This is a genomic window from Hafnia alvei, assembly GCF_964063325.1.
In the GTDB taxonomy this organism is placed as follows: Bacteria; Pseudomonadota; Gammaproteobacteria; order Enterobacterales; family Enterobacteriaceae; genus Hafnia; species Hafnia alvei_B.
The window spans coordinates 1,223,416-1,243,055 of the sequence record NZ_OZ061315.1; the positions used below are offsets into that span (position 1 = coordinate 1,223,416).

Sequence of the window (19,640 nt, forward strand, 5' to 3'; positions counted from 1 at the left end):
ACTCCATGTCCGGTTCTTTACCCGATGCCAATCTACCCAAAACCTCACGGCTACGTTGGCCAACGGGCATGCCGCAAATTGTGGCGTTGGTTGTGGTGCTGTTGGTTGATAGCGTGGTCGCCAATAATTTCTTTTCTATTCACATTCAAGATGGACGCTTGTTTGGCAGCCTAATCGATATTCTCAACCGCTGTGCACCCGTGGCGCTGTTGGCGATAGGTATGACGTTGGTGATTGCAACCGGCGGTATCGATCTCTCTGTGGGCGCGGTGATGGCAATCTCAGGGGCGACCGCCGCTTCGTTAACGGTTCAGGGTTATGGTTTGCCAATCGTGATTTTATCTGCGCTTGGCGTCGGCGTTTTATCTGGGCTATGGAATGGCATTTTGGTGGCACTCCTCAAAATTCAGCCGTTTGTCGCCACGCTGATTCTGATGGTTGCAGGGCGAGGCGTAGCCCAATTGATTACGGCAGGGCAGATTGTCACATTCAATTCCCCCTCGCTATCGTGGCTGGGCAGCGGCTCGCTATTTTTGCTCCCCACGCCGGTGATTATCACGTTACTGACTTTGCTCGCCTTCTGGTTACTGACGCGTAAAACCGCGCTTGGGCTTTTTATTGAAGCGGTAGGGATTAACATTCGGGCGGCGAAAAATGCGGGGGTGAATACGCGGCTGATCGTCATGGGAACCTACATGCTGAGTGGCCTATGCGCGGCGATTGCGGGGATTATTGTGACGGCGGATATACGCGGCGCTGATGCCAACAACGCCGGGTTATGGCTGGAGCTGGATGCCATTTTAGCCGTGGTTATCGGTGGTGCATCGCTGATGGGAGGCCGATTTAATCTCCTGTTATCGCTACTTGGGGCGTTAATTATCCAAGGAATGAACACCGGCATTTTGCTTTCAGGATTCCAACCGGAATTGAATCAGGTGGTTAAAGCCGTGGTGGTATTGGTTGTTTTAGTGTTCCAGTCACCGCGTTTTCTCGCCGCAATCAGAAGGAAGCCGCGCCATGCTTAAACGTAATTTACCGCTAATGATTACGCTGGCGGTTTTTGTGTTGGGATATCTGTTTTGTTTGAGCCAGTTTCCCGGTTTTGCCACCACGCGCGTGATTTGCAACATCCTCACGGATAATGCTTTTCTCGGTATTGTTGCCGTTGGGATGACGTTTGTGATCTTGTCAGGCGGTATCGATCTTTCTGTTGGTTCGGTGATCGCTTTTACCGGCGTATTTTTAGCGCGCATGATTGGCGATTATCACATGTCGCCGCTGGTGGCTTTTCCGTTGGTGCTGGTGATGGGATGCGGCTTCGGTGCTTTCATGGGATGGCTAATTGATGCGCTGAAAATTCCGGCGTTTATCATCACGCTAGCCGGTATGTTTTTTCTGCGCGGTGCTAGCTATTTGGTTTCGGAAGAGTCGTTGCCTATCGATCATCCGATTTACACCACGCTCTCCTCATTGGCGTGGAAAATTCCGGGAGGAGGGCGTTTGAGCGCCATGGCGCTATTGATGTTGGCGGTGGTTGTGCTGGGGATCTTTTTGGCCAACCGTACCCGCTTTGGTAATCAAGTGTATGCCATTGGTGGTAATGCCACATCGGCTAATCTGATGGGGATTTCCACCCGCAGCACCACCATCCGTATTTATATGCTTTCAACCGGATTGGCAACGTTAGCGGGCATCGTATTTTCTATTTATACCTCTGCGGGCTATGCGCTAGCTGGAATGGGCGTAGAGCTGGATGCCATCGCCTCGGTGGTGATTGGCGGCACGCTGCTTAGCGGCGGAGTGGGAACCGTTTTGGGCACGCTGTTTGGCGTTGCGATTCAGGGATTGATTCAAACCTATATCAACTTCGACGGCACGCTCAGCTCATGGTGGACCAAAATCGCGATAGGGATTTTATTGTTCGCCTTTATCGGGCTGCAGCGCTTACTCACGGTGATGTGGGAGAACCGGCAAACGGCAGAGGTGAAGAGGATTGATGTTGTTAAAGCCGATCGTGTTGTATGACCGCACCTAACCCTCCCCTTGGCTGGGGAGGGAACCGATTCGGCGTTGGATGCGAGAACTCGATCTGCCCCTCCCTCAGTCAAAGGGGGAGGTTGGGAGGGGGTATTACTCCAACTCTCACAAACTATTATAAACCTGCTCCACCTTCGCCATATAACGCGGAGCCTGCGCGGCAGGATGGTATTGGCGAACGTGCCAGTGGAAGGCTTCTGGTGAAAGCTGATTGATCATCTGAATCGCGGTTTTGCGATTGCTTGAAAAAGTTCGCAGCAGTGCGCCTGCGCCGTTGGCGTAGGCTACCTCAGTTGCATAGCGACGAGTCACAGGATCGTCAATCCAGTTCAGCTGTTGATGCTGGATCGCGCTGATGTAAGCAGCACCTAAATCGATATTGGTTTCGGGGTCGAGTAAATCATCGTCGTCAGGGCAGCCGCGCTTACCTTTATAACGATAGGCATCACACCCGCCGGTTGAGGCTTTGAGCTGCATGAGACCGATGGCGTTCGAAGGGCTGACGGCTTCTGGATTGAAGCTGGACTCCACCTGAATAATCGCGGCGATAAGTTTTGGATCGACCTTATAGTCATCGGCAGCATCTTCGATCACATCGTCGTAGGCATGGGTGTCATACTTTTTATAATGATGTTTGCTTGAACAGCCCGCTAAGAAGAGCAATAGCAGCATAATGCCAAATCGCGAAGGGTGTTTGAGTATTGAAATCATTGGTGAGCACGCCAGCCTATATCCATTAAAATAGAATAGGACTCATTAGTTAGACGACCATGTCGAAGGGAATGCCTGATTTAAATAGACGGATCCCTGCGCCCGAAACAGACGCAGGGATCATATAGTCATCCAGCAAGTAGGTCACCTGCTGTTTTGCTCATTTTTAGTAAAAAAATAAGATCCTCTCAGCGAAGATAAAACACCTCTTTAAGCTCATCGCTCATTGGGCTGTTGTCGGCGTTGCTTGGCATGACATCGGCCATATGTTTCCACCAGCGCTGACAGACTTCGGTCTGCGCAACTGCATTCCAACGCGCTTCGGATTCAATTTCGACGAAGCCAAACAGCAGATGGCGTTTCTCATCCAAAAAGATTGAATAGTTGTGTGCGCCATGCGCTTTTAATTCGGCTTCCAGTTCTGGCCAAATCGGTGAGTGGCGGCGCTGATACTCTGCGTGGGCATCGGGATTAACCTGCATGACAAAGGCTTTACGGATCATATTTTCTCCTTACATCGCCTGTAGGTAGAGCGCCCGAATCTGTTCACGATCTGCGCTACGCGGGTTACACGGCGCACAGGGATCGGCCAGCGCTTTGTCCAACCATCCGTCGATATCACTTTCTTTGATACCCAACGAATGGAATCCAGAAGGAATACCAACGCGTGCCGAGAGCTCACGAATGGCTGCGATAGCGCTATGGCTGGCCTGCTCCTCATCCATTCCCTGCGTATTTACTCCCATTGCCTGCGCGATTCGGGCAAAGCGAGAAACCGCATTAGGGCGATTAAAGGCTTCAACCACCGGTAATAAAATGGCGTTACATACGCCGTGTGGCAGATTATGAGTCGCCCCCGGTTGATGCGCTAATGCATGAACTAATCCCAGTCCGGCGCTGTTAAAGGCCATCCCTGCCAGGTATTGCCCATAGGCCATCATTTCACGCGCCTGAAGGTTTTGCCCATTCTCCACCGCCAGCGGTAACCATTCGGCGATCATGCGAATGGACTCCAGCGCGGAGTGATCGGTCAATGGGTGAGCGCCCACGGAAACATAGGCTTCAATCGCATGGGTTAACGCATCCATACCAGTTGCGGCGGTTACCGACGCGGGAATATTCAGCATCACCGCCGGATCGTCGACGGCAATATCAGGAATAATATTGCTGTCGATAATCACCTCTTTCACCTGACGCTGACTATCAATGATCACCGCATTGCTGGTGAGTTCAGCGGCGGTTCCCGCCGTGGTATTAATGGCGACCAGCGGCACACCGGCATTTTTCACTTTGCCCACGCCTGAATAGGCGGTGGAAGGGCCGGGATTGGCGGTCAGAATTTTAATGGCCTTGGTGGTATCAATTGGGCTACCACCACCGAAGGCGATCAGGTAATTGCACTGGTTTTGCTGATAGGCTTGGAAACCTGCCTGCACTAATTCTTCGGTTGGATTTGGAAATACATCTTTAAACAGCGCGTACGGCAGATTTTGCTGCTGCATCGCGCTAAACAGGCTGTCTAACAACCCCATTTCCACTAACTGACCATCGGTAACAATCAGCGCTTTGCCCCACTTTTTGTCGCCAAGCAGTTTCACCATATCGACGATAGCGCCGTTGCCGTGCAGGCTGATTTTCGGTAATGCCAGCATGAAACTCATGATATTGCTCCTGAAAATGAAAAACCGTTGTGATGCGCTTCCTGAAAAGAAGCGCATGCGACCGGTCTTTCTTAGCGGTTAATCTTCAAGCGCCGCTGCCATCGGCGTTACACCAAAGCGTGCGGCGAGCGCGATCAGCTCCTGCGTGGAGATCGTCTGTTTTTTGCCACCCATAGACAGAACTTTCACCATAATTTCCGCTGATTTTTCCGCGGTATCGATCAGGCCGAAAGCGTCGTCTAACGTTGGGCCACTGCCGAAAATTCCGTGGAAAGGCCACAGCACTAAGCCGTGCTGGCGCATTTGCTCAGCGGTTTGCGTACCGATACCGTCGGTGCCCGGCACCATCCAAGGTACGATGCCAATGCCGTCAGGGAACACCACTAAACACTCGGTGCTGCCTTCCCATAACAGGCGGGTAAACTTGGCGTTGTCTAAATCATGCACGTAGCTAAGCGCAATCAAATTGGTGGCGTGGCAATGCATGATGACGCGGTTATCGCCGCCGGTAACCTGCATACGCACGATATGCGATTGGAAATGTGCGGCCAGTTCAGACGTTGGCAGACCGCCTTTAGTTAATCCCCAATGGATGTGGTAGGCCATGCCATCGGCGCTAACCTGTAACAGCACCAGATTTTCCTGCGGCGCAATTTGTACGTTGCGGAAAAACTTGCCTGAGCCGGTGACTAAGAACCAGCTATTGGCGAGTTCGGTGGCGGGCTGCGTCAGCTCAACGCAGCGCGGCTGTGAGGCAAAATCGGCGCGAAACGGCGCTACTTCTTCCTCTAATAAACGCAGGCTGACGTTGCCTCCGTTGCGTTCATCCCAGCCTTTGAGCCACATGTCGCTGGTGGCTTTAATCATGCCCTGAACGAACCAGGAATCGATGATAGATTGCATAGTTTTTATTCCTTTTATTTATCACTTAACGCTGAGACAAAATTTGTTCTTCATATTCGCGTACTGCTTTGAGCCAACTGGCATCAACGGGAACGTCGTTGCGCTGGCAGTACATTTCCCAAACCGCCTGCCAAGGCAGCGATTTTTGTTCTTCCAGCAGAGCCAGACGCGCCGTGTAGTCACCGCTTTCTTCCAAATTGCGCAAATGGTTTGTAGGTTCTAGCAATGCGCGCAGCAGGGCTTTTTTCATATTGCGGGTGCCAATCACCCACGCCGCAATGCGATTGATGGAAGCATCGAAGAAGTCCAACCCGATGTGCACGCGGTTAAACAGGTTGTGGCGTACGATTTCGCTGGCGATGGCCTGCGTTTCATCGTCAAGCAAGACCACGTGGTCGCTGTCCCAGCGTACTGGGCGACTCACGTGCAGCAGCAAACGGGGCACATAAAGCATGGCGCTGGAGATTTTGTCGGAGATCACTTCTGTTGGATGGAAGTGACCGGCATCCAGACACAGAGCGGTCTGGCGGCTGGCGGCGTAGCCGAGATAAAACTCGTTCGAGCCCACGGTATAGCTCTCAGCGCCGATGCCAAAAAGCTTGCTTTCGACGGCGTCGATATGGTGTGCGGGGTTAAGCTTTTCAGCGATGACCTCATCCAGCGCCGAAGCTAAGCGTTGACGCGGTGCCAAGCGGTCAATCGGCGTATCTTTCATGCCGTCTGGGATCCAGATATTCATGACGGACGGCGTACCCAGCTGCTCGCCAAAATAGGCTGAAATGCGGCGGCTAGCTTGGCAGTGCTCAATCCAGAACTGGCGTGTTTCAGGGTTAGCGGAGGAGAGGGTAAAACCATCTGCGCTCAACGGATGAGAGAAACAGGAAGGGTTAAAGTCTAAGCCCAAATGGTGTTTTTTAGCCCATTCAACCCAGTTAGAGAAATGGCGTGGTTCGATTTTATTACGCGCGACCGGCGTATCCGACTCTAAATAAATTGCGTGCAGATTCAGGCGTTTAGGTCCGGGGATCAGCGTTAACGCCATCTCTAAATCGGCACGCAGCTCTGCGGCGTTGCGCGCTTTGCCCGGATAGTTGCCGGTGGCCTGAATACCGCCGGTTAGTGAACCTTCAGGATTTTCAAAACCGGCGACGTCGTCACCCTGCCAGCAGTGCATCGAAACCGGCAGTCTCTCCATGGTTTTCAGCGCATTTTCGACGTCTACGCCAACAGCGTTAAAACGTTGTTTAGCCAGTTCCCAAGCCTGATCGATTGAAGTGGTCATACACATGTTCCTTTGAATTGGGCAGATGTTTGCGCAGCGCCGTTGCTAAGCGATGCGGATAAAGAGTGGTGAGATGGGTTAGGTAAAAAATGTTCCAGCGGGAAGTTATGTGCCACCACGCTGCGGAAATCATGCACATTGGCAATATCACCCAGCGCGATTAACTGGCTGCCGATATTGCCTAACGTTGAGGCTTCCACCGGACCTGCGCTGACTTCGATGTTGCAGAGATCGGCGCACAGCTGATTGAGGAAACGGTTTTGGCTGCCACCGCCGACGATATGCAAATGGCTGATCGGCTTACCGCGCAGCGCGGAGAGCTCTTCGGCTACCTGCTGATAGAGTTTCGCCAAGCTGTCAAAGATACAGCGCGCCAGTTCTGCCGGTGTTTCGGGCACCGGAGCACCACGCTCGCGGCAGTCGTTTTGAATTTCCAAACACATATTGGGCGGATTGATGAAGCGCTCGTCGTTTGGGTTAATCAAAAAATGGTGTGCAGGCCGCAGAGCCGCCTCTGCAATCAGATCGGGAAGATACTGAACACCCAGCTCTTGGGTTGCGCGCTGCAGCAGCCATAAGCCCATAATATTTTTCAGCACTCGATAGCGGCCTTCCGTACCCCCTTCATTGGTGATATTGGCCTGCAAGGCACGGCTGTCGGTGAGCGGTGTGCGGCTTTCGATGCCCATTAATGACCACGTTCCTGAGCTGAGATAGGCTGAATCGCTGTCTTGCATCGGAGTGGCAATCACCGCGCTGGCGGTGTCGTGGGTGGCAACGGCAACCACAGGAACCTGTTGCCCCTTAGGACTTTGCCAGCAACCGATGCGGTTACCGGGCTGGGTGGGTTTGCCAAACCAGCGGGCGGGAACGCCGGCATAATCCAGCAAATCAGTATCCCAATCGCCGCTATTGATGTTCAACAGCTGCGTGGTGCTGGCATTGGTGTATTCCCAGTTCATTTGCCCGGTTAAGCGGTAATGCAGATAGTCGGGGATCAGTAATAGATGTTCTACCCGATCCAGCAGCTCTGGTTGCTGTTCACTGAGCGCACGCAGCTGATAAAGGGTATTGAAGGGCAAAAACTGAATGCCGGTACGCTGATAGATAAACGGTTTACCTAAGCGCTCTTGGGCCTGCGCCATGAGGCCGTGGGTACGATCGTCTCGGTAAGCGACTGGGTGGCCGACCCGCTCGCCGTTGGCATCCAGCAACACAAAATCCACGCCCCAGGTATCGATGCCAATGCTGTCCAGCGGGATATTTTCAGCATCAATTTGCTCAAGCCCGGTGCGAATTTCGTGCTCAAGAGCGTCGAGATCCCAGGTATCAAAACCGTCGCGGGGTACCAGCCGATTGGTAAAGCGGCGGATCTCTTTTAGCGTAAGGTGTTGAGTACCGACATGGTAACTCGCCAGCATCACGCGTCCGCTGGAGGCACCAAGATCGATTGCGGCAATATGGCGTGTCGTCATGTTGAACCGTCCGTCGTTGAACATTCTTATTTATCAATGACGGCCAGTGTAGAAACTTGCTAACAAGGGCACCTTCTCATGAATGCCAGCGAAATTATGGCGATGGCAATACAGCAAAGGTGAAAGTGAAGTAGGTCACAGTTCTTAGATGCGCTGGCCTGTGATGTTCGCCGCATTTCTTAATATTGGCCGCGCATTCTTAAATAAACGAACGCTAAAAGCCGTTTTGACGTCAAAAGTTTAAGGTTCATTTTTCGGCCTTCTTCTACTATCGAGCCATAGCAAACCGCTGGAAAAATCACCCGCGTTGATACCCCGATAAGATAAGGAGTCTGACGATGACGGTTTTGCACAGTATCGATTTTTTCTCTTCTGGCTATGCTCCTGTGGCCATAGAACCTCGCGCTCCGCAGCCGGAGTTTCCTGAGCATCATCATGATTTCTATGAAATTGTGATTGTAGAGCAGGGGGCCGGCGTGCACGTTTTTAACGGTAATCCCTATACGCTCAACAGCGGCTGTGTATGTTTCGTTCGCGATCACGATCGCCATTTATTTGAGCATACCGACGGCCTTTTTCTTACTAACGTGCTCTTTCGAGCGCCGGATGCGTTTAAGTTTTTATCGGGCGTAGAGCAATTTTTACCGCAAGAATCCGAAGGGGTTTATCCCTCCCATTGGCGTATCAGCCAGCAGGTGTTAGCGCAGGTAAAAATGCTGATGGCGAAACTCGAACAAACACCAGCCAGCGAGCGAGCCGAGGATATTGCATTGCATGAAAGCGTCTTTATGCAGCTTATTGTACAGCTTTGGCAGGGGTGTTCTGCTCAGGTGGGGGACGATCAGGAAGGGCGTTTGCGCCAGCTATTGGACTGGTTGCAGCATCACTACGCCGAATCTGTGGAGTGGACCGAATTAGCTGACCGTTTCTCTTTGCCGCTTCGCACCTTACACCGCCAGCTCAAGAATCACACCGGCATGACGCCGCAGCGTTATCTGACGCGCCTGCGGCTTTTGCAAGCTCGTCACCAGCTTTGCCACAGCGATAGCAGCGTGACGGATATTGCTTATCAGTGTGGCTTTGGTGACAGCAATCATTTCTCTACGCTTTTCAAACGCGAGTTCGACCAATCTCCCCGAGCCTTGCGTTATCAGGGATAGCTATCTGATAACGTTAATCCAAGTGATATTTTGTTACTTAACGGCTGAATGCAATGTGCGGAATCGAGAAAGCCGTCAACGTAAAACCACGATGATTCTGTAATACTTTCTGGCTTAATAAGCGTGGGAGGCTGGGAATGCGAAAGCTGTTAGTGCTGGAGAGTCGGGATTATTTTCCTTCAGAACAGATGCCGGTCGCCGTGGCGGATCGGTATCCGCAGCAGGTTTTTGCCGAGCATTCCCACCAGTTTTGCGAGATTGTGATTGTTTGGCGCGGCAACGGCTTGCACGTGCTCAACGATCGCCCGTATCGGATAACCTGCGGCGATATTTTCTACATCAACGCCGAGGACTGCCATAGCTACGAATCGGTGAACGATCTGGTTCTCGACAATATCATCTATTGCCCTGAGCGCTTACGTTTAAACGCGCAATGGAATCTGTTATTGCCGCCGTTCGACGAGTCTACTCGACAAAATCACTGGCGTTTAAGCACCGGAGGTTTAGCGCAGGCGAGGCCGATTATTGCTCAGCTGGCGCAAGAGAGCCGCAAAACCGACGCACTTTCTATTCAGCTGACCGAAGCTCTGCTGCTACAGTTAGCCATTGTGCTAAAACGTTATCGTTACACGGCGGAGAGTGTTTATTTACTGCCGGCTGGCGAACAACTTGATTTGCTGATGGCATCGCTGCAAGGTGGACTCGAAAGCCATTTTGACTTAGCGGCTTTCTGCGCAGAACATCAGCTGGTGGAGCGCTCGCTGAAACAGCTATTTCGCCAGCAAACTGGGATGTCGATCAGCCATTATCTGCGTCAGCTGCGTTTATGTCAGGCTAAGCGATTGCTGAGGCGCAGCGACTATCGTATCAGCGAAATTGCGACGCGCTGTGGATTTGAAGACAGCAACTATTTTTCCGTGGTGTTTACCCGCGATGCTGGGCTAACACCACGAGAGTATCGCCAGCGCTTTGTGACTGAACCAGAGCGAGCGATGCATACCCTTCATACTTGATACTCAAATTATTTTGGGTATAAACCAAGGTATTACATTAAGTTTTTTGCGACGATTTTCGTCATCATCAATAGCGGTGTCCGTGATAACGCACCGTTAACCAGATAGGGCAGTTTGATGAAACAAATTAAATTAGGTGGTTCTACCCTGCATGTTCCTGCCATTGTGGTGGGCTGCATGCGTATGGATGAGTTGAAAGCCGCAGAGGCAGAAACTTTTGTGCAAACCGCGCTGGATTTGGGCGCAAACTTCTTCGACCACGCAGATATCTATGGCGGCGGCGAATGCGAGCGTATTTTTGCTCGCGCAGCCAAGCTCAATGATGACCGTCGTGAGAAGGTCTTCCTGCAGTCTAAATGTGGGATCCGTAAAGGCTTGTTCGATTTTTCTAAAGAGCACATTTTAAAATCGGTAGACGGCATCTTAGAACGTTTAGATACCGATTATCTCGACATGCTGCTGGTGCATCGTCCCGATGCGCTGATGGAACCGGAAGAAGTGGCAGAGGCGTTCGATCACTTACTGAATACCGGGAAAGTGCGTCGTTTTGGTGTCTCCAACCAAAGCCCAATGCAGATGGCCTTACTGCAAAAGTTTATGAGCCAAAAGATCTTGGCTAATCAGCTTCAATTGAGCATCACCAACAGCGGTATGATCCGCAGCGGCATTAACGTTAATATGGAAAACGCGTCGAGTCTCGATCACGACGGCGAAGTATTGAATTATTGCCGTTTAAATGACGTGACTATTCAGGCATGGTCTCCGTTCCAATACGGTATGTTTGAAGGCGTATTCCTCGGTAATCCTAAGTTCCCTGAACTGAACCAGAAAATTGATGAGATTGCGGCGCGTTATGGCGTATCCAATACCACCATTACGACGGCGTGGATTTTACGCCATCCAGCCAATATGCAGATGATTTCAGGTACGATGAGCACTTCGCGCCTTAAACAAATTTGTCAGGCCTGCGATATCACGTTAACGCGTGAAGAATGGTATGAAATTTATCGCGCAGCCGGTAACGAGCTGCCATAAGCCCTGTCGCTATTAGATGTTCTAGAGCAGCCAGTTTTCTGGCTGTTCTCTAGAGACAACAAACAGCCTCCAAGTTTATTGCTACTTCTTAATATCACTTCTTAATATATCTTCTTAATGCATCTTCATAATACGACTTCGTTTAACGGTTCTCATTCTCTATTAATTATTAATACACGTATGTGGTGTGCTGACGTGTATTAACTTTATAGGAAAAACTATATCTAAGTATTTTCCGAGATTAAAAAATGGCGCGACTAGGATGATTCCAAATACTTCGCGAGATTAAAATAGCGCATATAGCATTGTTGCGAGTTTTAAATACGTACTTAATCCTCTTTGGGTGTAAGGCTTTTAACGATGAATGGGATTTGATAGCATTTTGTTCGTCCGATGGAGCAGGATAATAATTATGATAAACACATAGCGTCTTTAATTATTTAAAAGGATTTATACCAATAACACAGAGAGCTTCTATTGTCGCTTGGATTGCGTCCTGTGGCTTAAATGCTCTTTATCTTTTTTTAGGATATTTATATTACGCAGGAAATTTTTATGAAATTGAATAAAGTTGCTTTAGCCGTAGCATTTACCGCTGCTGTAAGTTCTATGTCTGTTCTGGCTGATACCACCAATGGCCAAATCCAATTCCAAGGTGAATTGGTGAATACTGCCTGCGGTTTATCACCTAATTCTAGCCCAGTATCTGTTGATTTTGGTCAGATCCCAGTTTCAGCTCTGGCTAACGGCGCTCATGCCGGTAACGTGCAGAAAAACATCGAACTGCAGGACTGCGATACTACGGTTGCGACTAGCGCCGTTGTTTCTTACACCCCAACTAGCGTAAACCCAGCTGATGCAACTTTGGCTGCGTTCACTTCAGGCACCGCGGCTAATGCCGGTATCGGTCTGAAAGACAGCGCAAGTCAGGATGTGGTTTGGGGCCAGGGCACCACGGCTGTACAGCTGGTTAACGGTGCTAACACCATTCCATTCGTTGCCTATGTTAAAGCAGACAGCGCGGATCAGACTGCAAACCCTGTAACCGCAGGTTCTTTCCAGTCAACGATCAACTTCCAGATCGATTACCAGTAATCGCCTAGAAGTGGTGCATACGGGGGGAGTTTATCCCCCGTATTCTATCTGCGAAATATTCAGTAGGGATAGCGAGCATGATGTCAGGAATAAAGAAAAAAATATCAGTGATGCTTTTTTTATATGCGCTGCTTTTTTCCGCTGACACGCTGGCGTCCAGTATTACACCAGGGAAAGTAGAAATGTCTGGTGAGCTGATTGAAACTGCCTGTGGCATTGATCCTGATTCGCGTGAGATCTGGGTTGATTTTGGTGAAGTATCTGCACGTGACATTAATATGGATAGTGAAAGTCACCTCACCAAAGATTTTAATATTCACCTTACCGGGTGCAGAGTTATTAAAAATAAAGTGGCTGATGATGACAGTTTTCCTTATGCCACTATCACATTTATTGGCAATTCAGCTCCTCATGATGCCTCGGCTCTATTAGTTACCGGAGAAGGGGAAGGCTTTGGGATTCATTTACGTAATCAGCATGGAAGTATGCTGACAATAGGACAACCTTCTCCCGGATATGATTTAAGTAACGGGAATAATATTCTGAGATTTACCGCCTCGCTGGTTCCGGTTAATAAACATATTAAAGCCGGTGAGTTTTATGCTATTGCACGTTTTTTTATTGATTATAACTAAAAAATTAACCAATACCATTTGGGGTATTCGGCGTATTCCGTCGATTAATTCGGGATAAATTGTCATGTCGGTAACACTAAAAACAAAATTAAAAATAGTGGCCTTAAAGGTGATTATTTTCTGTTATGCCAATACGGTATATGCAGACGATCTCGTTGAATTTAATACCGACGTATTGGATGCGTCCGATCGCACCCATGTTGATTTATCCCGTTTTGCTTCAGACAACTATGTTGCTGCCGGTGATTACCTGTTGGATATCAAAATTAACAGCCAGCCAATAGGCCAAGACAAGGTGCATTACGCGCTGTTACCCGATGGTAAAAGTACGCAAGCCTGCATCAGTCAGGCCGTGCTGGATAAGCTGGCATTGAAGGAAGAGGCCAGACTTAAAGTTGAGCAGGTTACGGAAAACTGCTTTGTCTTGCAGAGTTTATCGGGGGCTAAGCTTAGCAACTATGCGGGGACGCTGGATATTACGGTGCCGCAGGCGTGGATGAAATATAACGATCCCAATTGGACGCCACCGGAGCGTTGGGATAACGGTATTGCTGGCGTCATTTTTGATTACAGCCTGACAGGGCAGATTACCCATCAGCTCGATCACAGTGAAGATTACAATTCTTTGTCCGGCTATGGTCAGGCGGGGTTTAATTTGGCTGGCTGGCGTTTTCGCAGTGAATATCAGACCAGCTACTACAACTCAACTCATCAATTTGATTTTGATTGGAACCAGATTTATGCCTACCGTCCGCTGCCTATGATGGCGGCCAAACTGACGCTGGGCGAAATCTACCTTAACTCGCAGGTCTTCGATACGCTGCGTTTCACCGGCGTCAATCTGTCCAGCGACGAGCGTATGTTACCGCCAAGCCTACAAGGCTATGCGCCAGAAGTGCACGGCGTGGCGCGCACCAGCGCGAAAGTAACGGTGAGCCAGAGCGGTCGAATTATCTATCAAACTACCGTGCCAGCCGGTCCCTTCAACATTCAGGATCTGAGCAGCTCGGTGCGTGGAACGTTGGACGTCAAAGTTGAAGAGCAGGATGGTTCGGTATCTACCTTTCAGGTGAATACCGCCAATATCCCTTACCTTACGCGCCCAGGCTACGTGCGTTACAACATCGCCGCGGGGCAGCCTTCTCGTTATACCCACCAAACCCAAGGGCCGGGCTTTGTCTCGGGGGATTTCTCGTGGGGGATTTCTAACGCATGGTCTCTGTATGGTGGTTTGCAAACGGCGGGTGAAGAGTACAACGCCATGTCGATGGGGATTGGGCGAGATCTCAGCATGTTTGGGGCTATTTCCGTGGATGCCACCGAATCATGGAGCCAAAACCGTGACGGGGAGCGCCTGAAAGGAACGTCGTACAAACTCAGCTACGCCAAAACCTTCGACGAATACAACAGCTCCATCACGTTTGCGGGCTATCGATTCTCGCAGCAAGATTTCCGCTCGATGGCGCAATACATGGATGAACGCTATCAGGATTACGACCACGTCGGGCGTGAGAAAGAGCTATACACCATCACCGGTAACAAAACGTTCTGGGCTGATGAGCCGAGCAAAACGTTGACCACTTTTCTGACCTATACCCACCAAAACTATTGGGATCGAAATAGCCAAGATCGCTATGGCGTGTCACTGGGACGAACTTTCCGCGTCGGCGAAATTAACGGTATTACGGCCAATCTCTCGGCGTATCGCACCGACTACAAAGATCGGCGTGATGATTCGATTGCGATTTCAATCTCTGTGCCGGTTGGCGATAGCCGCTGGGCCGGTTTGGATATGCAAACCAATAATGGCAAAACCAGCCCGATGATGTCGTACACCGACAATAGCGACAACAACAACCTATGGCGAGTGCGCGCAGGGGCCAGCCAAAGCGGCAACGCTAATATGGATGGCTATTACCAGCACCGTTCGCAGATGGCAGAAATCAACAGCAACCTCAGCTATCAGCAAAGCCATTATGTGGCGCTAAGCAGCACGCTGCGCGGTGGTTTCACGGCGACACGCCACGGTGCCGCGCTGCATAACAGCGGAGCCACGCTCAATACGGCTCGCATGATGGTAGATACCAACGGCATTGCAGGCGTTCCGCTAAACGGAAGCAAATCGCGAACCAACCGATTTGGCATCGCGGTAGTACCCGACGTAGTCAGCTACAACAGCTTTGATACCCGCGTTGACGTTGATGCGATGGACAGTGATATCGAGCCGTCGAAAGCCATTAGCACGACCACGCTGACCGAAGGCGCTATCGGCTATCAGTCTTTCGGAATGGCAAAAGGGATGAAGATGATGGCAAACATTCGTCGCTCTGATAGCAGCACACCGCCTTTCGGCGCTGAAGTCTTTAATGGCGACGGTGTCAGCGTAGCGATGGTGCTTGATGACGGTCAGGCGTGGCTTGCCGGCGTTAATCCTGATGAGACGCTCAAGGTAGTCTGGAACGGCAAAACACAGTGCAAAGTCACTATTCCGGCACAGGCGTCGAATTATTCGAATTCTGTTTTGCTGCCTTGCCATTAAGCGATGCGGCTAAAGCGAAGCAACGAATCTATGGCGAAGCCACCAATCTATGGCGAAGCAACAAATCCATAACTGTCATAAAAGGCTAAAAATGAGCATGAAGAAAAAAAGCGGATGCGGCTGGATAGCGGCGATGGCTCTGACGGTTCTAACCGGCTACGCGCAGGCGGGCGTTTCATTGGATCGCACGCGGATCATTATTACCGAAAAAGAGAGCTCATCGAGCGCCAACCTGTCCAACACGAGCCCAGATATTCCTTTTTTGGCTCAGTCATGGGTAGAGGACGCGGAAGGTCACAAGATCACCTCGCCGTTAATGGTGTTACCGCCGCTACAGCGAATCAACGGTGGGCAGAAAGGGATTGCACGCGTAACCAAAACCAGTGCGGTGAACACGCTGCCGCAGGATCGCGAAAGCCTGTTTTATCTCAACGTGCGTGAAATCCCGCCTAAGCCGAACAAGCCCAACATGCTGCAGCTCGCTATGCAGTCACGTATCAAGCTTTTCTATCGCCCGGCGGCCATTATCCCCACCAGTAAAAATGAGATCTGGCAAAACCAAGTGGTGTTCCAGAAAAGCGGCAGCACGATGACGGCGCAAAACCCAACGCCGTACTACGTCACGATTATTGGTTTAACGAACAGCGCGGGCAGCAAAATAACTCGCTTCCCAGGAATTATGGTTGCCCCGAAATCGAGCCTTGATTTTGCGGTTACCGATGCGTCGGTGAGCGCGTTCTCCATGATGTATGTCAATGATTATGGCGGCCATCCAGAACTGAAGTTCAGCTGTTCAGGCAGCACCTGTAAAGCGTTACCTAGCGCGCAGCAGGAATAACCATAAGGACCCGACAATGCAAAATCGATTCGCGTTATGCGCATTTCTGGCACTGGGCGTCGTATTTCAGGCTCAGTCTACGGTGCCGCTGTTGCCACAACATCAAGATCGGGATCATGCTGGTGAAGATGGCGGCATTGTTCGGTTCCATGGTTCTGTATATGCCTCTCCGTGCGTGATGGCGGGGGAGAGCCGGACGCAAGATATCGATATGGGCGAAATGACGGCGCGTAGCTTTCATCGTGCTGGCGATCGCAGCCAGCCGGTGCTGATCAAAATCTATCTACGCGATTGCCTCAAAGGGGCATCAATGGCGCGGAGTAGCTTGGCGTCTAAGACGACCGGAAGCGATTGGCGAGCCTATACCACCGGCGAGCAAGCCGTGCAGATGACCTTTATCGGTGAGTCCGACGTAGCCGACCCCGCGCTATTACACACCACCGGTATGGTGCAAGGCGCAGGCATTCGTTTGATGGATATGTCTGGCAATAAGCTGGCGATTAATCAGACCCAGACGCCTTCTCTGGTGAAATACGGCGATAGCGTATTGACCTTTATGGCCGCATTGGAATCGACGGGAAACTCGGTCACCGCCGGTGAGTTTCAAGGATTGCTGCGCGTGAAAATGGAGTATTTGTAATGAAACTGTCTGGCCTATTCTCACGCCAAACGTGCGCGCTCGTTCTATCGCTACTTCCCGTTGGCGCGCAGGCTTATATCGATGGCGAAATTATCCCGGTCGGTGGCCCACATCAATACAACATCGATGTGGGGAATCAGGATATTACCTCTAACGTGGCGGGTTCTCTGATTAGCTCGGAGTTTGCATTAGGTGGGCTTTATGCCGGGACAGCCTACTGCAATACGCCGATGACGAATCAGCCGGTATTTTTCACCTCGCGTGCGACGTTGGCTGAATCGGGCAATAACCCCGGCTATCTGCGATTGAACGACTATATGGATGTCAAAATTGAAATCTACATCCGTGGTAACCGTCTCGAATACCTACCGGTTCCGTTCAACAATGAAAGCAATCGTGCGTACCAGAACACCTGTGCGCCGCCATCGGTGCAGTACACCGACTTTGAGTCTGGGTCGAAGGGGCGTGTCACTTTTATGATCACGAAACCCATTATCAACGGCGTCAATCTGGTCGGGACGCAAATTGCCGAGTTATATGGCCGGATAGGTTCAACGGCCTCCGGTATTGGCTCAGTGCCAATGTCGGTGATTTATATCAACTCGGGTGTGCTTACCGTACCTGATAAATGCGTGGTGAATCAGGGAACGCCGATCGTGGTGGATTTCGGCACCATTCCAGGTACGGGCAGCAAGCTCAATGGCAATAACTACAGCCATAACGTGCCGATTCACGTGAAGTGCGAAGGCGGGAGTTTTACCACCGGCAGCCTGAATATCAAATTGGCGATTCAGCAGGCCAGCCCAGCCAGCTTTAACAGTGATTATCTGGGAACCACCGGCTCGGGCGATCGTTCAAATTTGGGTATCAAACTGACCGATCAGAGCGGTTCGACCATTACGCCGAACAGATTTTATAACGTCCCCGGTTTTAACAATAACGAGGGAGATTGGAACCTCATCGCCGCGCCGATTGCAAACGCCGGAACCAACATTGAGGAAGGTGATTTTCAGGCTTCCGCAACCGTTGTTGCAGAGTTCCAGTAAGGAGAGAGTATGCGTCTGATGGAACTGGCTGTACTAGCAACGCTGATGTTCAGTAGCGCGGTTGAAGCGGCGGGAGAGCTGGTGGGCGGCGCGATGACGTTTAAAGGCGTGGTTGTCGCTTTGCCTTGCAGCATTGCTCCGGGCTCGGAAAAAGTGCCGGTGGACTTTGGTGAGATTTCTACCAAGTCGCTTTATGCCACGGGGAAAACCACCCCCATTGCGTTTTCGATTGTGTTAGAAGACTGCAACCCCAGCGTATTTGACTCGGTAACTGTCACCTTTGACGGCGACCGAAATTCGAACATGACCGACCGTTTGGCCATTAAGTCCGTGGCGCCAAGCGGCGCGAGCGGCGTAGGTATTGGCTTAGAAGAAAGCGATGGTTCACCGATTCAACTTAATACGCCAACCAACGCAACGGCGATCACCGATAGCGTGATGCAGTTGAACTTCCAAGCCTTCGTGGAGGGCGAACCACAGGCATTAGCGAATGGAACGCTAACGACCGGTGCTTTCACTGCAACAGCTAACTACACGCTAAATTATCAGTGACTTGCTGAGAAGGTATTTATAAATGAATTATCAGTGCTTTTTCTTTGATAAAAATATCTTTTTCTCTCAAGGCTTGAAGTTCGTTATTCAGGATGCTTGTGATGACTCAATGCGAGTCCAATTTACCAGCTCCAATAATATACATCAGCTCGTTGAGGTGCTTAAACAGCAAAGGAATGAACGAGAACAGCGCTGGGTGATTTGTGATTTTGAAAGCTTCCCTCAGGGGCGGTTTAATGTGCTCAATATGATCAAGATGTACTACCGCCATCATAGGCAGAAACTCGTTATCTTATTGAGCGAAAATAATATCCCACTTTTTTTTGCGCTGCACTCGCTATTGCCCGGCGCACATTGGCTATTAAAAAGTGAGTCTAAACAGAATGTGAGTCTGTTTTTTAATGAGCTGAAATGCAGCGAAATAGGGCAAACGGTTTTTAGTCCCTCATTGGTGAGCTACACCCGAATGAAATGGTTAACTGCCGATGCCGGGTGCTATATCTCAAGCGATGAGTGGTGGCTAATGGAAGAGCTATTTAAAGGTAAATCACTTTCGCAGATTGCGAACGAAGTCAATATTAACGTTAGAAGGTTGAGTTATTACAAACGACGTTTAATGAAGCGGTTTAATGTCACCAGCAATGTTGCTTTATTTAATGTTTTTAAATGTATTGTGCCAACACCTCGGAACGACTGAGTTATTAACGATTTTTAAATATTACTGGTGCAATGTTCATCGGTAGGTACATGCAATTCATTGCATATTTTTAATAAACTAAGGTAAGGATTATATATGAAACACATTAATGCAGCGGAAGCCGCACAGATCGTGGGTGGCAACTGCAAAACGTGTAGCAGCTCTTATGAAACCGTGGTAGTTGGCGGCGTAGCATCTTGTAAGTTAGTGACAGTTTGCACTGACAAACATGGTTCCACGACCACCATGAAAGATGCCGATATGAACCTGTGCCGCGTGCCAAATCGTTAATCTCTCTCGTTTTCTAAATAAATAGTTACC

Annotated in this window: 20 protein-coding genes; 14 read left to right on the forward strand and 6 right to left on the reverse strand. The window is 50.3% G+C overall.

Annotation, left to right across the window (positions count from 1 at the left end; genetic code table 11):
- Positions 1-5: 5 nt before the first annotated feature.
- Both ytfT and yjfF read left to right on the forward strand, forming a co-directional pair.
- Positions 6-1,025 carry a galactofuranose ABC transporter, ATP-binding protein YtfT gene (gene ytfT, locus AB3Y96_RS05795; RefSeq protein ID WP_072308954.1) on the forward strand — a complete coding sequence of 340 codons (1,020 nt, stop codon included), beginning with the start codon at positions 6-8 and terminating at the stop codon, positions 1,023-1,025.
- Positions 1,018-2,025 (forward strand): galactofuranose ABC transporter, permease protein YjfF, encoded by a 1,008-nt coding sequence (gene yjfF / locus AB3Y96_RS05800; RefSeq protein WP_072308955.1) that lies wholly within the window; start codon positions 1,018-1,020, stop codon positions 2,023-2,025. Before ytfT ends, yjfF begins: the two co-directional genes overlap by 8 nt.
- A gap of 117 nt (positions 2,026-2,142) precedes the next feature.
- On the opposite strand, the gene AB3Y96_RS05805 is transcribed toward yjfF, so the two are convergent.
- The 6 genes from AB3Y96_RS05805 to rhaB all read right to left on the reverse strand — a co-directional run bounded on the left by AB3Y96_RS05805 (position 2,143) and on the right by rhaB (position 8,069).
- Positions 2,143-2,748, reverse strand: a complete 606-nt coding sequence (locus AB3Y96_RS05805) for a transglycosylase SLT domain-containing protein (protein WP_025800606.1) — start codon at positions 2,746-2,748, stop codon at positions 2,143-2,145.
- Between the two features lie 188 nt (positions 2,749-2,936).
- Entirely contained in the window at positions 2,937-3,251 is a 315-nt protein-coding gene (gene rhaM, locus AB3Y96_RS05810) for an L-rhamnose mutarotase (protein ID WP_072308956.1), read from the reverse strand.
- A 9-nt stretch (positions 3,252-3,260) separates the two neighbouring features.
- A complete protein-coding gene (gene fucO / locus AB3Y96_RS05815; RefSeq protein ID WP_367298716.1) occupies positions 3,261-4,409 on the reverse strand; it encodes a lactaldehyde reductase in 1,149 nt (382 codons plus the stop codon).
- Positions 4,410-4,487: 78 nt separating this feature from the next.
- Positions 4,488-5,312, reverse strand: a complete 825-nt coding sequence (gene rhaD, locus AB3Y96_RS05820) for a rhamnulose-1-phosphate aldolase (protein ID WP_072308958.1) — start codon at positions 5,310-5,312, stop codon at positions 4,488-4,490.
- A gap of 25 nt (positions 5,313-5,337) precedes the next feature.
- Positions 5,338-6,594: an L-rhamnose isomerase gene (locus tag AB3Y96_RS05825; RefSeq protein ID WP_063585689.1), complete on the reverse strand. Its 1,257-nt coding sequence runs from the start codon at positions 6,592-6,594 to the stop codon at positions 5,338-5,340.
- Positions 6,591-8,069: a rhamnulokinase gene (gene rhaB, locus AB3Y96_RS05830; RefSeq protein ID WP_072308959.1), complete on the reverse strand. Its 1,479-nt coding sequence runs from the start codon at positions 8,067-8,069 to the stop codon at positions 6,591-6,593. The genes AB3Y96_RS05825 and rhaB overlap by 4 nt, the downstream gene beginning before the upstream one ends.
- Before the next feature lie 338 nt (positions 8,070-8,407).
- Between rhaB and rhaS the strand changes: the two genes are divergently transcribed.
- The 12 genes from rhaS to AB3Y96_RS05890 all read left to right on the forward strand — a co-directional run bounded on the left by rhaS (position 8,408) and on the right by AB3Y96_RS05890 (position 19,610).
- Complete coding sequence (gene rhaS / locus AB3Y96_RS05835; RefSeq protein ID WP_061554021.1) at positions 8,408-9,229, forward strand: HTH-type transcriptional activator RhaS; 822 nt, start codon at positions 8,408-8,410, stop codon at positions 9,227-9,229.
- Positions 9,230-9,366: 137 nt separating this feature from the next.
- Positions 9,367-10,242, forward strand: coding sequence for an HTH-type transcriptional activator RhaR (rhaR, locus tag AB3Y96_RS05840; RefSeq protein ID WP_367298717.1), 876 nt, complete (start codon positions 9,367-9,369; stop codon positions 10,240-10,242).
- Between the two features lie 117 nt (positions 10,243-10,359).
- Positions 10,360-11,277: an aldo/keto reductase family oxidoreductase gene (locus tag AB3Y96_RS05845; RefSeq protein ID WP_040045643.1), complete on the forward strand. Its 918-nt coding sequence runs from the start codon at positions 10,360-10,362 to the stop codon at positions 11,275-11,277.
- 555 nt (positions 11,278-11,832) lie between these two features.
- Positions 11,833-12,372: a fimbrial protein gene (locus AB3Y96_RS05850; RefSeq protein WP_072308961.1), complete on the forward strand. Its 540-nt coding sequence runs from the start codon at positions 11,833-11,835 to the stop codon at positions 12,370-12,372.
- A gap of 77 nt (positions 12,373-12,449) precedes the next feature.
- Entirely contained in the window at positions 12,450-13,007 is a 558-nt protein-coding gene (locus AB3Y96_RS05855) for a fimbrial protein (protein ID WP_072308962.1), read from the forward strand.
- A gap of 64 nt (positions 13,008-13,071) precedes the next feature.
- Positions 13,072-15,546 carry a fimbria/pilus outer membrane usher protein gene (locus tag AB3Y96_RS05860; RefSeq protein ID WP_367298718.1) on the forward strand — a complete coding sequence of 825 codons (2,475 nt, stop codon included), beginning with the start codon at positions 13,072-13,074 and terminating at the stop codon, positions 15,544-15,546.
- Positions 15,547-15,637: 91 nt separating this feature from the next.
- Positions 15,638-16,384, forward strand: a complete 747-nt coding sequence (locus AB3Y96_RS05865) for a molecular chaperone (protein WP_072308964.1) — start codon at positions 15,638-15,640, stop codon at positions 16,382-16,384.
- A gap of 16 nt (positions 16,385-16,400) precedes the next feature.
- Positions 16,401-17,024, forward strand: a complete 624-nt coding sequence (locus tag AB3Y96_RS05870) for a fimbrial protein (RefSeq protein WP_072308965.1) — start codon at positions 16,401-16,403, stop codon at positions 17,022-17,024.
- Complete coding sequence (locus AB3Y96_RS05875) at positions 17,024-18,070, forward strand: fimbrial protein (RefSeq protein ID WP_367298719.1); 1,047 nt, start codon at positions 17,024-17,026, stop codon at positions 18,068-18,070. Before AB3Y96_RS05870 ends, AB3Y96_RS05875 begins: the two co-directional genes overlap by 1 nt.
- 9 nt (positions 18,071-18,079) lie before the next feature.
- Entirely contained in the window at positions 18,080-18,622 is a 543-nt protein-coding gene (locus AB3Y96_RS05880; RefSeq protein WP_367298720.1) for a fimbrial protein, read from the forward strand.
- Positions 18,623-18,644: 22 nt separating this feature from the next.
- A complete protein-coding gene (locus AB3Y96_RS05885) occupies positions 18,645-19,319 on the forward strand; it encodes a LuxR C-terminal-related transcriptional regulator (RefSeq protein ID WP_367298721.1) in 675 nt (224 codons plus the stop codon).
- A 96-nt stretch (positions 19,320-19,415) separates the two neighbouring features.
- Positions 19,416-19,610, forward strand: a complete 195-nt coding sequence (locus tag AB3Y96_RS05890; RefSeq protein ID WP_072308969.1) for a DUF4762 domain-containing protein — start codon at positions 19,416-19,418, stop codon at positions 19,608-19,610.
- The last annotated feature ends 30 nt before the right edge of the window (positions 19,611-19,640 follow it).

Excerpts from the sequence above, each read along its gene's own strand:
- rhaM (WP_072308956.1), bottom strand. The coding sequence starts at position 3,251 with ATGATCCGTAAAGCCTTTGTCATGCAGGTTAATCCCGATGCCCACGCA.
- rhaR (WP_367298717.1), top strand. The coding sequence starts at position 9,367 with ATGCGAAAGCTGTTAGTGCTGGAGAGTCGGGATTATTTTCCTTCAGAA.
- rhaS (WP_061554021.1), top strand. The coding sequence starts at position 8,408 with ATGACGGTTTTGCACAGTATCGATTTTTTCTCTTCTGGCTATGCTCCT.
- rhaB (WP_072308959.1), bottom strand. The coding sequence starts at position 8,069 with ATGACGACACGCCATATTGCCGCAATCGATCTTGGTGCCTCCAGCGGA.
- AB3Y96_RS05860 (WP_367298718.1), top strand. The coding sequence starts at position 13,072 with ATGTCGGTAACACTAAAAACAAAATTAAAAATAGTGGCCTTAAAGGTG.
- fucO (WP_367298716.1), bottom strand. The coding sequence starts at position 4,409 with ATGAGTTTCATGCTGGCATTACCGAAAATCAGCCTGCACGGCAACGGC.
- AB3Y96_RS05865 (WP_072308964.1), top strand. The coding sequence starts at position 15,638 with ATGAGCATGAAGAAAAAAAGCGGATGCGGCTGGATAGCGGCGATGGCT.
- AB3Y96_RS05805 (WP_025800606.1), bottom strand. The coding sequence starts at position 2,748 with ATGATTTCAATACTCAAACACCCTTCGCGATTTGGCATTATGCTGCTA.
- AB3Y96_RS05825 (WP_063585689.1), bottom strand. The coding sequence starts at position 6,594 with ATGACCACTTCAATCGATCAGGCTTGGGAACTGGCTAAACAACGTTTT.
- AB3Y96_RS05885 (WP_367298721.1), top strand. The coding sequence starts at position 18,645 with ATGAATTATCAGTGCTTTTTCTTTGATAAAAATATCTTTTTCTCTCAA.
- AB3Y96_RS05850 (WP_072308961.1), top strand. The coding sequence starts at position 11,833 with ATGAAATTGAATAAAGTTGCTTTAGCCGTAGCATTTACCGCTGCTGTA.
- AB3Y96_RS05855 (WP_072308962.1), top strand. The coding sequence starts at position 12,450 with ATGATGTCAGGAATAAAGAAAAAAATATCAGTGATGCTTTTTTTATAT.
- rhaD (WP_072308958.1), bottom strand. The coding sequence starts at position 5,312 with ATGCAATCTATCATCGATTCCTGGTTCGTTCAGGGCATGATTAAAGCC.
- AB3Y96_RS05880 (WP_367298720.1), top strand. The coding sequence starts at position 18,080 with ATGCGTCTGATGGAACTGGCTGTACTAGCAACGCTGATGTTCAGTAGC.
- yjfF (WP_072308955.1), top strand. The coding sequence starts at position 1,018 with ATGCTTAAACGTAATTTACCGCTAATGATTACGCTGGCGGTTTTTGTG.
- AB3Y96_RS05870 (WP_072308965.1), top strand. The coding sequence starts at position 16,401 with ATGCAAAATCGATTCGCGTTATGCGCATTTCTGGCACTGGGCGTCGTA.
- AB3Y96_RS05890 (WP_072308969.1), top strand. The coding sequence starts at position 19,416 with ATGAAACACATTAATGCAGCGGAAGCCGCACAGATCGTGGGTGGCAAC.
- AB3Y96_RS05875 (WP_367298719.1), top strand. The coding sequence starts at position 17,024 with ATGAAACTGTCTGGCCTATTCTCACGCCAAACGTGCGCGCTCGTTCTA.
- AB3Y96_RS05845 (WP_040045643.1), top strand. The coding sequence starts at position 10,360 with ATGAAACAAATTAAATTAGGTGGTTCTACCCTGCATGTTCCTGCCATT.
- ytfT (WP_072308954.1), top strand. The coding sequence starts at position 6 with ATGTCCGGTTCTTTACCCGATGCCAATCTACCCAAAACCTCACGGCTA.